Raw genomic sequence first — 14,452 nt, forward strand, 5'->3', positions numbered from 1 at the left:
GGCTGGCGGTTAGCTCTGCGGTTGCCCCCAGCGGCTGCGCAGATAGTTGACCGCCTGCCGGGTTTGCGGCTGATTGAGATTGTTTTCGCGGAACAGGATCGTGCCCTGGATCTGCGGCAGAGTTTCATTGAGGTCGAGCTGCTTTTTCAGCTCCGGCACGCCGCCATCCACCGTCCAGTCAGGCTCATTTTTGGACGGCTCACCCACTTTGTACAGCGCCACGCCGATATACAGCCGGGTATGCGTCGGCTTAACCACCTCGGCCCACCAGTTGGCCAGCACATCATAGCGCGCGGCATCGCGGGCAAACGGCCAGTAGATCTGCGGGGCGATGTAGTCGAGCAGTCCCTGCTGCACCCAGCTGCGGGTATCGGCATAGGACTCATCATACGCGGCCGCGCCACGGGTATCGGACCCCGCCGGATCGTGCGAGCGGTTGCGCCACACCCCGGCCGGGCTCACGCCAAACTCGACGTTCGGATTGAGCTTTTTGATAGTAGTGGAAACCTGGGCTATGAGCTGCTGGGTGTTATGCCGGCGCCAGTCGCCCTTCGAGGCGTAACCCTGTCCGTAACGGCGGAAGGTTTCATTGTCGTTAAGCGGGGAAGAGGCGGTTTCGGTGTAGAAATAGTCGTCGAACTGCACGCCGTCAATCGGGTAGTTCTGCACCACTTCAGCGACGATGCTGGTGATCCAGTCCCGTGCTTCGGGAATGCCCGGATCGAGGACAAAGCGATCGCTGGCGGTGCGGATCCAGTTACGGTGCAGGACGAACACGCTGGCCGGCACCTGCGTGAGGGTGTTATTCAGCTCGGCAACGGTCGACGGTTTGGTGTTGACCGAGACACGATAGGGGTTAAACCATGCGTGAACCTTCATACCGCGCTTGTGTGCTTCATCCAGCATAAACTGCAGCGGATCGTAGCCGGGGTATTCGCCGATTTTGCCGGTCAGCATATCGGACCACGGCAGAATGTCCGACCGCCAGAGCGCCGTGCCGTCGGGTTTCACCTGGAAAAAGACGGTGTTGATACCCAGACGCTGCAGGTTATCGAGTTTGGCGATCAGCGCCAGCTTCTGCTGCGTGATGCGGCTTTCCGGCGTGCTGGCGATAATCGACCCGACCGGCGGCCAGTCAAGGCGCGACACGGTGGTGAGCCACACGCCGCGTACCGGCTCCCGGTGCGTCTGGCTGGCTTTGACGGCGGTAGTGTTCGGTGCCGTGACAAGGGATTTAGGGGCCTTACTGGTGCAGCTGAACAGCATGCCCACGGCAATGACGGCCGCACCGGCCAGCGCCACTTTGCTGGCTAAGGGGAATCGACGAGAATGGCTGATGATGAACTCCCGTGTAATCAGATCGTCGCGTGTAGCGGCTATTCTCTTACGATTCGTGGGTCAGAGCAATTCCTTCATCCGTCGGTTCGCCATCGCTTAGTCATAATGTAAGGTATAGGTCGCAACGGCCGACACCTGACCGGCGGTGACCCGGGGGCGGGTCTGGTAGTAGCGGGCAGTGAGCGGCAGCGTAAACCGTCCCGGGCTGGCGCTGCCCAGCGTCATCTCATGATTCAGGGCGACCGGCTGACGATGGTAAAGCAGTTGCACCCCGATACCCTGCGCCCGATCGTCCGTGGCGTCATTGCGCAGAACGCCATGCCCCCGGGCGGTGAGGGGCTCTGCGCCGTCAACACGCAGGGAAACCGTGACCGCGCTGTTGCAATCCAGCTGCAGCGCGAAAGGGGTATCGCCGGTGGTTTTGCCGACGCCGCCGAAGTGGTCAAGCATCGCGGCGGGCAGCTTAATCAGCGCTGGCGTGGCGTCATTCACGGAACATCCCGCGGTGTTGACCCTGCCGGTTAAGTCTAACGCGGCCAGCGGGGTATGCTCTGCCATTAAAAAGTGCTCGCTGTGATACTCAAGCTCGCCCGGTGTCGCCGCGGGACCGGTTTTAATAAGCTCAATCGTCAGGCGGAAATAGCCCAGTTTCCACACCGCATCAGGCAATATGGCCGGATTGTTCACCCGTTCGCTAAACGGCGAGGGCGTCGGCCGGTCAGGAAAGCCGCCATAGCCGCCGATAGCGCGCAGCGATACGCGAACGCCAATGCCGGCGAGGTTGGTTTGATAAACCGTCGGTCGCGTCGCCCCGCCGGACAGCAGACTGTCCAGCAGCAGCGGCGACAGTCCGTGCGGGTCGTCCGCGCAGCGGATCCACTGTTCGCCGCCGTCGCTAAGGCGATTCCAGGCAAAACTTTTGTGATACAGCGGGGTGCCCGGTCTGGCGTCAGCCGGCACGGTGAGTTGCCCTACGTTCAGCCGAAGGGTGCTGGCCTGGCCGCGGACAAACACTGGCGTACAGGCCCATCCGCTGACGGCCGGTAACAGGGCAAGTAACAGCGTCAGAACGGCCCGACGCAGGAGAGTTAAAAAGGACATGTTAACGTCTGCTGTAAAATGAGTGGATGGGGTGTCTGCGCCAGCGTCGGGGTGAGATCGTAGCGGGCAGTACAGTGCTGCTGAGGGCCTGGCCCCCATTGTGCATACAGGGTGCCTTTCGGCGCCAGGCCGGCGAGGTACACCTGACCCTCGCTGGCAACGATGCTGCTGGTATCTTTGGCGCGCACTTCGCTGCCAAAGGGCAGCGGTTGTCCCTGCGACTGCAGCGTAAACAGCGCTTTATAACCAACGTGGGTGTGAAAACGCGCCAGCACCACCGCGTCTTTGGTGGGCACCAGCGTCACGGTGCTGTTGGCCAGATCCACATTCTCCGGCAGCGAGTGGCTGTCGAGGGAGACGTCGTTGCGGTGATAGGCGGTGGCAAAGGGCAACACCGCGTACCCGTCACGATTGGTGGCAATGGTTTTCTGGTTGGCGAGGGTCACACCGCTGGCGCCACCGGCGTCAATCAGTACAACAGAACCATTCATTTCCGGCGTAAAGACCACCCCGTGGCGGTGAATCAGGATACCTCCGCTGGCACCGTAGTTCAGGCGAGTGGCCTGCGAATCGCGGCTGTAGCCGATATTCAGATCGCCTCTTCCACTGCTGTAGCCGGCCGTCAGGCTGCCGCTGTGCCCGTTTTGCTGATCGAGGGTTTGGCTGACGGCGTAGCTGAGCGCGTGATTATCCAGCATGGTGCCATTGAGACTGACCATCTGACTGTCGGCGCTGTGGCGGGAGGAGGTCAGGGTATAGCCGACATAGCTCCCCGGTAGCAGGTGGCTCAGCGCTACTGAAAGTGACAATGTCACCACTTTATCGGAGTGCGGCTCGTCATTCTCCTCGTCACCGTCGCTACTGTGCGCATCGCTGTAGCTGAGCGACCACGCGATACCGTGAACCTGGCTGCTGATCCCCATATTGGCGGTACGCTGTGTGGCGCCCCCTGACCAGTAGCTGTCCTGGTCGAGACTCAGATAGAGGGTGATATCGTACGGCAGGCTCTGGCTGGCGGTGATTTGCAGGGTCGTTTTTTTGTTGTCGTTATCCCGCGAGTCGGCGTCGGGATCCGGGCTGGAATACGCCTCGCTCAGCGTGGCATAGCGCTGATGCGAATAACGCCAGCCGGTGAAGGTGAACTGCGTGCCAAGACGATCAAAACCTTTGCTGTACTGGAGCTGCCAGGCCCGGCCATCGATCGGATCCTGCTGGTGCCGGTCGCGGGCGTTTAACAGCTGCAGCGAGAGCGCCCCGGCATCACCCAGCCCCTGTCCCGCGCCGAGCGAGAGGTTGTGGTATTGCGCCGCGCTCTGCAGTCCGCCAAACAGTGTCAGGTTGTGGGCGAACCCGCGCATCAGCGACAACTGCATCATCAACGGCCGCTGGCTGGCATCGTCGCTATGATAGCGCCCGGCGACCAGGTTGTATTTCAGGCTGCCTTCGCGTTGCATGCTGGTGACCGATGCATACGGCTGGGTGAAGCGGCGGATTTCGCCATCCGACTCTTTGACGGCAACCTCAAGATTGCCGCTACTGGCGGTGGGATAAAGATCGTCAATCACGAACGCGCCAGGGGTGACGTAGGTTTGATACAGCACGTAGCCATTTTGCCGAACCGTGACCTGGGCGTTGGTTCTGGCTATCCCACGGATGGTCGGGGCAAAACCTTTCTGCGAGTCCGGGAGCATCGCATCACTGGAGGCGAGGGCAATTCCCTGAAACTGTACCGCGTCGAACACATCGCCCGACGTGAAGGTATCCCCGAGCGTCAGTTCACTCCGCCAGCGCGTCAGATCGCGCTCAAGCCAGGCGCCGCTGGTGGTCCAGTGGGGCTTATCGTCGCTGTTGGCGGTCAGGCTGTTGGCGGTCAGGCTGTTGCTGGCGCGCAGGCGCCAGGCGCCGGCGTTCACGCCACTTTTCAACATCAGATAATTATCGCGCTCAGTGTTGCCCTCGCGGGTACGCTGGCTGGCGCCTGAATAGCGGTAATTGCTCTGAAAGGCGCTGATACCTTCATCCCACAGCGCAGAAGGAACATTATCCCTCGCCTGGCGCGTCATCAGCGCCTGGGGAAGGGTCATTGCCAGCCGCTGATGGGCAAAATCGAAATTGACCGTACTGCCCGGCAACAGCGTGGCGAGTTCGGGACATGAGCGGGAGGTTGCGCCGGACGCCTGGGATAGCACGGCCGGATTAACACCGGCCTGCAGCAGATCTTCCGGCTTAAGGCAGGGCGTCAGCTGCCCGCGGTCATTCTGGCGAAACGTGATGATCTTACGGGCATCCAGGGTGACGCCGTTGACCTGCCAGCTGACCGGATAGTCGCCAGGCGGCTGGCTCGTTTGCTGATTGAAGCGCTGCAGATCCACCGCCGGCAAATGGTCGTTTTTTTCCAGCAGATCCATATTAAAGGTCGCCTGGGCGTGCAAGGGCGCGCTCTGTCCGCCCAGCAGGATGGAGAGGCTGACGACGGTAACGGTATGAGCCGGGCCGTGGCGCATCGCGACATCAGGCTTTTAGTGCGCCGAAACGGGAGCGCTAAACGTCTGCACAGCGCCAAAATCATCCAAAATGCGCCAGCTCACCTGGCGGGTGCAGGCCTCGCCGGGCAGGGCGTACTCTTCACGGCTGTGAGGGGCAATCACGCTGTGCTCAAGCGGTGTTTTCTGGTTCTGGCCCGCGCAGGTGAGCGTGGTGATAGTCACATAATAGGGGGAGGCATTCTCCGCCTGCAGGTGGTTGCCACTGACGTGCCAGCGCAGGTGCTGCGCCGCGTCGAGCGCCGAGCCGGGGAGTCCTGCCGGGCGATAAATGAGCTTAAGTTGATTCTTAATAGCAAATTGCAGAATGTTCTCGCCAGCCGGCGCGGTATTGGCAGGAATCACTTTGATATTCAGGGTGAACAAACTTTCCCGATCGTTTGGCAGTTGCGCCGAGGTTAATAATACGCGCAGATCGTTGCTGTCTCCGGCGTCCAGACGGAACAATGGCGGGGTGACGATAAACGGTGATTTATTATTACCAGCCAGATCGTCTACCCAGCTCTGAATAAGTACCGGATCGTGAGGATTGGTGTTTTTTACCGTGATGTCGGCCTCATGACTTTGTTCATTATAAATGACACGCGTGCCGGCAATGGCAACCCCGGCAGCAGACGCCAGGAGCGGACAAAAGAGAAGGCTCAGGAAAAAAGCCATTTTATAACACTGCATAATTGAGGATCCGGTCACGAGGAATGAAAATAAGGGCAGGGGATGCTGCCCTCGGTAAAAGCGGCAATCAGCACATTCTATTCATATACAATATCAATATTGGCCGTGGCATTAATATTGCCGGCGGTGACATCCAGGGAGGAATCGCTCTTCAGATCGGCAATAAAATTAAAGGCAATATCACCGTTTTCGTCGGCTTGCGAAACCGCCGTTTTGCTCTGTTTGTCAAAGGTCAACTGAGTGCCTTCCGTTGAGCCGTCAGGGGAAGAGAAGACTTCAATGCCCACCCCTTTGGCGGTATCCGCGGCATCGGAGAGCGCCAGCACGGCGGCGCTGGTGCCGTTAGCATTGGTGTCCGGGGTACCCTCCAGGCTAATGCTGATATTCTGCGCCAGCGGGCAGCCGGTCAGGTTGATGGTAAACGGTGTTTCTGCGGTTTTCGCTTCATGTGATTTCAGCGCCGACATATCGACGTTGCCAAAATCGACATTCACATCGCCACCGTTGTTGGCGATCTGGCACGACTCGTTAATAATTTTACCGGTGAAATTCAGTGTGCCCGCCGCGCGGGCGGGGGTCACAGTAGCCAGACTGAAGGCCAGCAGTGAACCCACAACCAGCAGGGTGCCTTTTTCTTTCATACTCAAACCTTATTAAATAATCACAAGTTAATTAAATCGTTTAACATTTTTAATGCATGTTTTTTATTTCTGTTCACAAAAAACGGTAAGCATCACTAATGTATACTGCCGTCGGGGGCGGGATTATACGGAGAACGTCGTAAAGGCCCATGGATAAGGTGTGTTAAGCTGTAACAATCTTTATTTTTTGGTGTAAGTATAATCTCATTTAATATTGTAATTGGGTTCTATATACAGAATGTATTATTTCCCGGGGACGCCTGTTTTGGCAAAGTTCTGGCAAAAAGTTGCTGTTATTCCCGGCAGTTGACCGGAGAGGGCAGAATAATCGTTTACGCTGCCGCTATTTTGCCGTAGCGTGAAGATCGCGGCAGGAAGCCGCAGGTTGGATGGCACAGAACGATTCTGTGCCGCGCAGTGTCACTCGCTATCAAGGAAGATTGCTATGTCTCCGCTCCGTCTCGCTCTAATATGTCTGTGTCTGGCACCGCTGGCGTCGTCTGCTGCGCTCTCCGGTCAGGTTCATTTTTCGGGCCGTGTCATCAATCCGGCCTGTCTTATCGCGCCGCAGCGCAATCGTATCGATGTTTCGTGCCAGCACCGTTCACCGGAACAGGTCGCCTTGACAGACAACCCCCCTCGCTATGCCATGCCGGATGATCGCGGTGAGGTCAGTCTCCACTGGCGAAATGCACAGCACAGTGAAGCGGATGTCATTATTCGCTATCGCTAAGGTAAGAAAAACGCGGTGAAGGGTAAGCGGATGCAGGACGTAAAGGGTAACGCGGTGGGCGGTTTCAGCGCGCGTCAGCAGTGACTACTGGGGTGACGCGCACGTAGAGTACATTTCATGAAAACAATCCTTGCCGTCGTCCGACAGCAGAGTATCGCCTCAGTCGGGTTCCCAGGCGAGGATATCACCGGGCTGACATTCCAGCGCCTCGCAGATGCGGGACAGGGTATCAAAACGGATGCCTTTGACTTTTCCCGACTTGAGCAGCGACAGGTTCTGTTCGGTAATGCCTACAAAGGCCGCCAGCGCCCTGGACGTCATCTTTTTTTCCACCAGCAGTTTGTCCAGATTCACCACCACAGCCATCGTTAAATAAACTCCTTATTCTCTTCTTCAGCACGGATCCCGTGGAGCATGGCGTGAAATGTCACAAACAGCAAGCTTCCTGTCAGAAGCAGCCCCCCGTCGCTGAGCAGAAACACCACCTGATAATAAGGCTGCGGCCACCAGGCGAGCAGCGGGATCAGAAAGCGGCACACCGGCAACAGGATCCCCATGCCCACCATGGCCAGAGCGATGTAACGAACGCTGTGCGCCAGGGAGAGGCTGAGCACGCTGCGCTGGCGGACGCTACGGGTTACCTTCATGCCCTGCCAGATAGCGAACGCGAACAGCCCGGCCGGGAGATACAGCAGGGCCAGCAGCAGCAAACGTCTCGCCATCCCCGGCGCCTGGGCCGGGTTGTCGGTTAACGGCACTTCAGCAAAGTGCAGCAGGGTGGAAAGAAAATATCGTTCGCCGGTAAAGAAAATCCACAGCGGCACGATCAGGGCGAGCATAAAAAAGAGGGGCAGTATGCCGCTAATAATAGCCAGACTCAGCCGGGTTCTGGATTGCTTCACAATTTACCTTCCTGATTGATGAGAATAATTAAAGCACCAGCCGCGCCAAGCATGACATAAGGGCCACGGCGAAGACAACGCTCATCGCCCGGACGCCGCGACGACGGCTGGCAAACCACGGACGGGTCCAGACGCGGTAGAGGCTGAGGGTGATGAACGACGCCTGGATGGTCCAGGTCAGCATCCGAAACAGGTAGCCCATTTTGCCGAGATTCTGCAGGGTCTGGAAAACCTCGGCGAGATAAATAACCCCGGTCGCCAGCAAAACATAATTGAGCAGGCGTATTTTTCGCTGCGCCAGCCAGTCGCCGGAAATAAACAGGATCACCGACAACAGCGTTAACAGCGCCCAGAGGATGTCAATTCCGTTCATTACGCGCCTCCTGTTCATCAGGGGTGGCAGCCAGTAAGAGCTTGATGGCAGGTCCGATCACCGGCCAGGCGGTATCGGAGAGGATCACTACCGCGGTCTGTCGCTGTCGGTCGAAGGCCATCATTGCCGCAAAGCCGCCACTCTGCCCGTCATGCCAGACGATCTCCCGTCCGCGGACGCGGGTAGTGAACCAGGCATAACCCACCCGGGAATCGGGATCATCGGTGGCGAACAGGGAGTGCATACCTTCACTGCCCGCCAGGTTTGCTGCCAGCAGCGCCTGGGCATATTTCGCCATATCGACAATCGTGGCGCGGACGCCGCCGGCGGGGGCGAAGGCGTCCATCACCCATGGCTGCTGAGGGAAACCAGGGGCTGACCAGCCCATGGTAAACGTCGGCGAGGCTGGAGTATTGTGCCGGGCCACTTCCGCGCCCTGCATTCCGGCGGGGGCAAAGACCCGTTGCGCCATCAGTGTGGCAAAATCGCGATGGGACGCCCGCTCCAGCGCCAGTCCGAGCAGGGCAAACCCGGCGTTGGAATAATCAAACCATTTCGTCGGCTGCAGGGTGGCCTGGTTCATCATCGCGATCAGCGCGGGTCGATCGTAGCGCCAGGGATTCTGCCGCCGGGCAATATCGCTCAGAATAGCCAGCCGCTGCCCAACCGACGCGGTGAGCGGTGGCAGTCCTGAACGGTGAGAAACCAGTTGCTCCAGGGTAACATCCCGCACCGGGCTGACAATCTCCGGGACCAGCGCCGACACCGGCGTCTGCGCGGTGACTTCGCCGCGGCGAATAGCCTCCAGCAGCAGGCTGGCGGTCATGGTTTTGCTCAGGCTGGCGATCTCATACTGTGTCGTATACTCGCTCCCCCACAGACCGTAGCGCACCCCCTGAGGCGTAATCAGCGCTGCGGCGACCTGTCCGCGGGCGCCATTAAGCAGGGGCGTTAATATCGAGACCAGCTGTTTATCCCCCGTCGTCCGGGAGCTGGGGGGATGAAAGCCGGGCTGCAGGGCGATCCCCGCCGCCACGATGACGGTAAAAACCAGCACGGCGGCAATGATCTGTCTGTCCCGGCGATAGCGGTTCCAGCGCATGTTTTCTCCTTAACGCGGTACGACATCCAGGTGAGGGAATACCGCTTCTCCCTGGTGTTAAAGTGAGCGCAGGTTAGCCTGGTGTTTATCGTTTTACAATAAATTTTTATCGTTTTATGATTAACTTTATGAGGAGTAAAGCAGACACTCCCGGCGCGGTGTGGAGAACGCGGGGGGCAATAGAGGCCAGGGAATAAAGTGCGCTGACGAAGAGAGGTACTCGCCAGCGAGAAATGTCGGCTATGCCGGGAGAAGAAAACTTAGCGGATCCGCGACTGCTCGTCGTCGCGTAGCGTCAGCACCTCAAATCCGTTGGCGGTGACGGCCACGGTGTGCTCCCATTGCGCGGAGAGTTTTTTATCGCGGGTGACGACAGTCCAGCCATCTTTTTTGGTTTTGATGCGGCTGTCGCCCTGGTTCACCATCGGCTCAATGGTGAACACCATTCCTTCGCGCAACACGGCGCCTTCCCCGGGGCGGCCGTAATGCAGCACCTGCGGTTCCTCATGCATTTCCTGGCCGACGCCGTGACCGCAATATTCTCTGACCACGCTGTAGCCATGGTCCTCGACCCAGCGCTGAATAGCGTGACCAATATCGCCCAGCGTCGCGCCAGGTTTCACCACCTCAATGCCTTTCCACATCGCTTCATAGGTGGTCTTTACCAGCCGGCGGGCCAGCGGGGAGACATCGCCTATCAGGTACATCTTGCTGGAGTCGGCAATCATGCCCGCTTTCTCCAGGGTGATATCGACGTTAACAATCATCCCGGCGCGCAGATGTTCGGTCGCTTTGGGGATCCCGTGGCACACCACATCGTTAATGGAGGTGTTCAACACATAGGGAAAATCGTATTGCCCCTTGCTGGCCGGGCGGGCATGCAGTTGGTTGACGATAAAATCTTCCACTCGATCGTTAATCGCCATCGTCGTTACGCCGGGAACGATAAAGGTATCCAGCATATCAAACACCGACGCCAGCAGCTGGCCGGCATGGCGCTGACGTGCGAGTTCATCGGCGGTTTTAATGATTATTGATGGCATTGATTACCTCCAGCAGACGGTCAGAGCCGGATTTCAGCATCAGCAGTTTGATCTGCTGGTGGTTAAGCTCGGGGTAGAGCTCGCTCATCATGCCCAGACGGATCCAGTATTCCGCCTGGGCATTGACGGAGCGGGACATAGCTTTGCTGGCATCACGAATATCATCGTGCAATAGATCGGAGATTTTGACGATTCCCATAGAGACAGTCCATATATGATTCGTATATGCATCGCATACAGACCGGCACGGGATGTCATGGGCATTTTGTGTCGTGACCGGGGGGGAGGCGAGAGGCCCACGCAAAAAAGCCCGACCAGCGGGCTTATTTTCAGCATTTTTTTCGGGTTAATCATTCGCGCCATTCACCATGGCGAAATTACCCATTAGATTATCGGTATGCAGAATGAAAATAACATGACGGCGGCGAAGCGCGGCGCATCAATATATTTAATGCAGGTGTTAATTTTGCGTATGAATATTCTCCCGTCAGGCCGGGAATCCGGGGGAGTTACAGCGCGTCAGTGAGTTTATCCACCACCACTTTACCCGCATTATCGAACTGCGTAATGCGAAAGCTGTCGCTCCAGGAGCGGCGGGTGGTGAAACGGTCGAACAGGGATACCCGACCTTTACGCTGACCATCTTTACTCAAAATAACCCATTCAGTCACCGCAGAATAATGCTGGCTATTGTCATGACGGCTCTGTTGTTCAACAAGCTGGTCTTCTTTTTCCACTTTTAAATAATCACGCAACATATTTAACCTCCATAGAAAGTATTATTAACATTACTCCTTTTATTTATTCTTTCAATCAAACTTTTTAATCAATAAAAGTAACTATTAGTGGGCGACCTAAGTGCAAAAATCGTCAGATTGTCATTACCCGGCGCAGTGGATTCCACTACGCTTAACAGAGCTGTCTGGCGCGCTATCTGCGGTTGCCAGGGCCAGAAAGGCGGCAACAAAACGTCTTAACCTTGTATTCATCATGGGCGTTGTTCTGCTATATCTAGTGCGTTTTGCCACGACCGAGCCACAGAGAGCGCTGTACCATGAGTAACGATCACCTGACGGATATCGCCTATCGTCACTTTATTGAAAGTGTTAAAGATTATGCCATATACATGCTGAGCACTGACGGTATGGTCATCAGCTGGAACGAAGGTGCCCGCCGGGCAAAAGGGTACCTGAGCGACGAGATCATCGGTTGCTACTTCGGTCTCTTCTATAGCGAAGCTGAGCAACTCTCCGGTGTACCCGCGAAAAACCTGGAAATCGCCCTGCGTAGCGGGCAGTTCGAAGGGGAAGGCTGGCGTTACCGCAAAGACGGCTCCCGATTCTGGGCGCATGTCATGATCGATACCATCCGCGATGAGCAGAACACCCTGCTGGGTTTTGCCAAAATCACCCGCGATATCAGTGAACAAAAAGCGATTAATGACCGCATCGCATGGATGGCGCGCTACGATGCGCTGACTGGTTTACCTAACCGGGTGGAGTTCTTTGAGCGGGTGGAAAAGCTGATCACCGGTAATGATGCCCGCCGCTTTGCCATTTTCACCATCGATTTAGACAAGTTTAAAGAGATTAATGACCTGCAGGGCCATCTGATTGGTGACCAGCTGCTGCAGCGTGTGGCAGGCGCCGTGCTGAAAACGCTGCAGAAGGAGGAGATGGTCGCGCGCTTTGGCGGCGATGAGTTTGTGGCCGTTAAACCTTTTGCCGATGAGGGTGAAGTGGATGCCTTTGCTGCGCGCCTCTGGCACTGCTTCAGCGGTAAGCAGACGTTTGCCGCGACGGAAGTGGTTCTCTCCGCCAGCATTGGCATCTCGGTCTACCCGGAGGACGGTACGGATATTAACACGGTACTGAGCAATTCCGATCTGGCCATGTATCGGGCAAAGAGCAGTCTCGACCACAAGATTTGCTGGTACGAACGTGAAATGGATGACAAGACGCGGCAGCGCAATATGATGGCCGCCGACATCCGGCGCGGTATTCACGCTGGAGAATTTTCGCTCCACTATCAGGCTATCCGCAACATCAAAGATCGCCGGATCACCGGTTACGAGGCGCTGCTGCGCTGGCAGCATCCGCAGCTGGGGCCGATCCCGCCTGACGTGTTTATTCCCATCGCCGAAGAGATTGGCGCCATCGTGCCCTTAGGTTACTGGGTGCTCGAGCAGGTGTGTAACGAATCGCTGGAAAAGGGTCTCAACAGAAAAGTTTCGGTCAATATCTCGCCGGTGCAGTTGCGTCACCGCAGCTTTATCGAAAAAGTCCGCGAGATCCTGATGCGTACCGCCTATCCGGTCAGCCTGCTTGAGTTTGAAGTGACGGAGACGGCGTTCATCATCAATAAGCAGCTGGCCTTTAGCGTCCTGCATCATCTGCAAAAAATGGGGATCAGCATCGCGCTCGATGACTTCGGTACCGGCTACTCCTCCCTGAGCATGCTGCGCGATTTCCATTTCGACGTGATTAAACTCGACCGCAGCTTTATGCTTGATGTGGAGAGTAATCCCCAGGTCCGCTCATTCGTGCGGGCCATCATTTCGCTGGGAAATTCAATTAATACGCCGCTTATCGCCGAGGGTGTGGAAACCGCCGGGCAACTGCAGATCCTCGAAGAGGAAGGGTGTGACGAGATGCAAGGCTTTCTGTTCGGCGAGCCGGTGGATATTAAACACCTGCCTCCGTCGTCCTGATACGCCCACCGGCTGCGGGTGGGCGTAGCGTCATTACTGATGCGCCAGCGGAGCCTGCCCGGAAAGATGCAGCAGAGCCGACTGCAGCGAGACGTCAAACATCTGACCGTGCGTCATACCAGGGTAGCGCCAGAAAGCCACCGTCAGGCCTTTGTCGGCCAGCTGCTGCTGGGTTTGTCGCAACACACTTAGGGAAGCCACGTGGCCGGTGGGTTCCCGGGCAGCTTTGCCATCACCTTCCAGCAGATACAGCGATTTCCCGGAGAAGGCGGTAGCGCTTAAGGCTTCGCTGCCCTTCAGCGGAGATTCCTGCGCCTGGCCCAGCGACGGGCTGGCCGAATAATAGAGATGAAACAGCGAGGTCTTCCGCCACGCGTCGAGCACAAACAGCCCGCCGTAGGAGTGGCCCCAGATCGCGCGCTGGTGGGGATCTATTTTCAGGTGAGCTTCCGTTTGCGGCACCATTGTTTCGGTCAGCAACTGACGAAACAGGTCATTACCTCCGGTTTTTCGCGGCGGCAGCGCGGGTTTCCCGACTTGCGGTTTGAAGGCCTTTAGCGGAGGAGTGTAATCCCAGGCCCGGGCGGCGGTATCGAAGGGCAGCGTTGTCTGGTAACCGATAGCGACGATCACCGGCGGGGAGCCGGCGGAGAGCTGCTGCAGAAGGGCGTCGTTAAGCTTATCCATCACCGCGTTACCATCCAGCATATACAGCACAGGATAGCCGGCGGCGGGCGGGGCTTTGTCCGGCACGGCAGTCCACACCCGGTAGTGGCGTTCGCCATCGGCGGAGTCATACTGACGTTGCGTAAAATGATAGTACGCTGACCCTTTATCGGCGATGTTTGGCCCCAGCGGCTGAAGATCCGGTCGGGCGGTGCTACCGCTACTGTAGAAGAGCACGCCAACCGCCAGCGTCAGCAGCCCGCGCGCCCGGATGCTCCCTGAATTCCGCTTCACCTTGTCTAACCCCCTGTATTCTTTGAGCTGTCATTTTGTTGGGCTGACACGGTAACACAGCTTGTTTGATAATGGTTCTCATTTCTTTTGTGCGCTTTGGATCTGCGTGGGATACCGGACGGGGCTGGTGGGGGGGGGCGAAGCGAAAACGCAGGATACATGGCCGCCTGTCGGCGGCCATCAGGACAGGGTCAGGGATCGCCGTTGATGCTACGCAACAGCCTTTTTACCAGCGGGATGAGCGCAATAAGCACCAGCGCAATGACCACGATCAGTAACAGCGTCAGCCCTTTATGATGACTGATAAGCACCCACAGCATCGCCAGCGTCATGA

Annotated in this window: 16 protein-coding genes; 2 read left to right on the top strand and 14 right to left on the bottom strand. The window is 57.3% G+C overall.

The features are described 5' to 3' along the window. Positions 1-9: 9 nt before the first annotated feature. From NKJ21_RS03915 to NKJ21_RS03935, 5 genes are all read right to left on the bottom strand, one after another. A complete protein-coding gene (locus NKJ21_RS03915; RefSeq protein WP_016161010.1) occupies positions 10-1,302 on the bottom strand; it encodes a glycoside hydrolase family 10 protein in 1,293 nt (430 codons plus the stop codon). Between the two features lie 132 nt (positions 1,303-1,434). Next, positions 1,435-2,439 (bottom strand): fimbrial protein, encoded by a 1,005-nt coding sequence (locus NKJ21_RS03920; protein ID WP_254732709.1) that lies wholly within the window; start codon positions 2,437-2,439, stop codon positions 1,435-1,437. Continuing rightward, positions 2,427-4,943 (bottom strand): fimbria/pilus outer membrane usher protein, encoded by a 2,517-nt coding sequence (locus NKJ21_RS03925; protein WP_254732711.1) that lies wholly within the window; start codon positions 4,941-4,943, stop codon positions 2,427-2,429. The genes NKJ21_RS03920 and NKJ21_RS03925 overlap by 13 nt, the downstream gene beginning before the upstream one ends. A 15-nt stretch (positions 4,944-4,958) precedes the next feature. Next, the gene (locus NKJ21_RS03930; protein ID WP_023297607.1) at positions 4,959-5,654 is read right to left on the bottom strand and encodes a molecular chaperone; all 696 of its coding nucleotides are present in this window, start codon (positions 5,652-5,654) and stop codon (positions 4,959-4,961) included. A 77-nt stretch (positions 5,655-5,731) separates the two neighbouring features. After that, positions 5,732-6,295 carry a fimbrial protein gene (locus NKJ21_RS03935; RefSeq protein WP_012968240.1) on the bottom strand — a complete coding sequence of 188 codons (564 nt, stop codon included), beginning with the start codon at positions 6,293-6,295 and terminating at the stop codon, positions 5,732-5,734. A gap of 445 nt (positions 6,296-6,740) precedes the next feature. Here NKJ21_RS03935 and NKJ21_RS03940 point away from each other — a divergent pair, with 445 nt between their 5' ends. After that, a complete protein-coding gene (locus NKJ21_RS03940; RefSeq protein WP_008804913.1) occupies positions 6,741-7,028 on the top strand; it encodes a type 1 fimbrial protein in 288 nt (95 codons plus the stop codon). Between the two features lie 159 nt (positions 7,029-7,187). Here NKJ21_RS03940 and NKJ21_RS03945 read toward each other — a convergent pair whose 3' ends face one another. The 7 genes from NKJ21_RS03945 to NKJ21_RS03975 form a co-directional block, all read right to left on the bottom strand. After that, a complete protein-coding gene (locus NKJ21_RS03945; protein WP_004205917.1) occupies positions 7,188-7,394 on the bottom strand; it encodes a helix-turn-helix transcriptional regulator in 207 nt (68 codons plus the stop codon). 2 nt (positions 7,395-7,396) lie between these two features. Next, on the bottom strand, positions 7,397-7,930 hold the full coding sequence (locus NKJ21_RS03950) for a DUF2975 domain-containing protein (RefSeq protein WP_046619755.1): 534 nt from the start codon (positions 7,928-7,930) through the stop codon (positions 7,397-7,399). A gap of 28 nt (positions 7,931-7,958) precedes the next feature. Continuing rightward, positions 7,959-8,303, bottom strand: coding sequence for a hypothetical protein (locus NKJ21_RS03955; RefSeq protein WP_012968238.1), 345 nt, complete (start codon positions 8,301-8,303; stop codon positions 7,959-7,961). Further along, the gene (locus NKJ21_RS03960; protein ID WP_072125996.1) at positions 8,290-9,405 is read right to left on the bottom strand and encodes a serine hydrolase; all 1,116 of its coding nucleotides are present in this window, start codon (positions 9,403-9,405) and stop codon (positions 8,290-8,292) included. The genes NKJ21_RS03955 and NKJ21_RS03960 overlap by 14 nt, the downstream gene beginning before the upstream one ends. Positions 9,406-9,665: 260 nt before the next feature. Beyond that, positions 9,666-10,448, bottom strand: coding sequence for a type I methionyl aminopeptidase (gene map / locus NKJ21_RS03965; protein ID WP_008804909.1), 783 nt, complete (start codon positions 10,446-10,448; stop codon positions 9,666-9,668). Then, the gene (locus NKJ21_RS03970) at positions 10,429-10,647 is read right to left on the bottom strand and encodes a ParD-like family protein (protein WP_002904808.1); all 219 of its coding nucleotides are present in this window, start codon (positions 10,645-10,647) and stop codon (positions 10,429-10,431) included. The genes map and NKJ21_RS03970 overlap by 20 nt, the downstream gene beginning before the upstream one ends. 310 nt (positions 10,648-10,957) lie before the next feature. Continuing rightward, a complete protein-coding gene (locus NKJ21_RS03975) occupies positions 10,958-11,206 on the bottom strand; it encodes a hypothetical protein (RefSeq protein WP_008804908.1) in 249 nt (82 codons plus the stop codon). A gap of 296 nt (positions 11,207-11,502) precedes the next feature. Between NKJ21_RS03975 and NKJ21_RS03980 the strand changes: the two genes are divergently transcribed. Beyond that, the gene (locus tag NKJ21_RS03980; RefSeq protein WP_254732713.1) at positions 11,503-13,158 is read left to right on the top strand and encodes a bifunctional diguanylate cyclase/phosphodiesterase; all 1,656 of its coding nucleotides are present in this window, start codon (positions 11,503-11,505) and stop codon (positions 13,156-13,158) included. Positions 13,159-13,191: 33 nt separating this feature from the next. On the opposite strand, the gene NKJ21_RS03985 is transcribed toward NKJ21_RS03980, so the two are convergent. Both NKJ21_RS03985 and NKJ21_RS03990 read right to left on the bottom strand, forming a co-directional pair. Next, positions 13,192-14,118, bottom strand: coding sequence for an alpha/beta hydrolase (locus tag NKJ21_RS03985; RefSeq protein WP_016161015.1), 927 nt, complete (start codon positions 14,116-14,118; stop codon positions 13,192-13,194). 191 nt (positions 14,119-14,309) lie between these two features. Further along, the gene (locus tag NKJ21_RS03990) at positions 14,310-14,450 is read right to left on the bottom strand and encodes a hypothetical protein (protein ID WP_012541739.1); all 141 of its coding nucleotides are present in this window, start codon (positions 14,448-14,450) and stop codon (positions 14,310-14,312) included. Between the last annotated feature and the right edge of the window lie 2 nt (positions 14,451-14,452).

It is taken from the genome of Klebsiella sp. SWET4 (assembly GCF_024296565.1).
In the GTDB taxonomy this organism is placed as follows: Bacteria; Pseudomonadota; Gammaproteobacteria; order Enterobacterales; family Enterobacteriaceae; genus Klebsiella; species Klebsiella variicola.

Excerpts from the sequence above, each read along its gene's own strand:
- NKJ21_RS03920 (WP_254732709.1), bottom strand. The coding sequence starts at position 2,439 with ATGTCCTTTTTAACTCTCCTGCGTCGGGCCGTTCTGACGCTGTTACTT.
- NKJ21_RS03925 (WP_254732711.1), bottom strand. The coding sequence starts at position 4,943 with ATGCGCCACGGCCCGGCTCATACCGTTACCGTCGTCAGCCTCTCCATC.
- NKJ21_RS03930 (WP_023297607.1), bottom strand. The coding sequence starts at position 5,654 with ATGCAGTGTTATAAAATGGCTTTTTTCCTGAGCCTTCTCTTTTGTCCG.
- NKJ21_RS03935 (WP_012968240.1), bottom strand. The coding sequence starts at position 6,295 with ATGAAAGAAAAAGGCACCCTGCTGGTTGTGGGTTCACTGCTGGCCTTC.
- NKJ21_RS03940 (WP_008804913.1), top strand. The coding sequence starts at position 6,741 with ATGTCTCCGCTCCGTCTCGCTCTAATATGTCTGTGTCTGGCACCGCTG.
- NKJ21_RS03945 (WP_004205917.1), bottom strand. The coding sequence starts at position 7,394 with ATGGCTGTGGTGGTGAATCTGGACAAACTGCTGGTGGAAAAAAAGATG.
- NKJ21_RS03955 (WP_012968238.1), bottom strand. The coding sequence starts at position 8,303 with ATGAACGGAATTGACATCCTCTGGGCGCTGTTAACGCTGTTGTCGGTG.
- NKJ21_RS03960 (WP_072125996.1), bottom strand. The coding sequence starts at position 9,405 with ATGCGCTGGAACCGCTATCGCCGGGACAGACAGATCATTGCCGCCGTG.
- map (WP_008804909.1), bottom strand. The coding sequence starts at position 10,448 with ATGCCATCAATAATCATTAAAACCGCCGATGAACTCGCACGTCAGCGC.
- NKJ21_RS03970 (WP_002904808.1), bottom strand. The coding sequence starts at position 10,647 with ATGGGAATCGTCAAAATCTCCGATCTATTGCACGATGATATTCGTGAT.
- NKJ21_RS03975 (WP_008804908.1), bottom strand. The coding sequence starts at position 11,206 with ATGTTGCGTGATTATTTAAAAGTGGAAAAAGAAGACCAGCTTGTTGAA.
- NKJ21_RS03980 (WP_254732713.1), top strand. The coding sequence starts at position 11,503 with ATGAGTAACGATCACCTGACGGATATCGCCTATCGTCACTTTATTGAA.
- NKJ21_RS03990 (WP_012541739.1), bottom strand. The coding sequence starts at position 14,450 with ATGACGCTGGCGATGCTGTGGGTGCTTATCAGTCATCATAAAGGGCTG.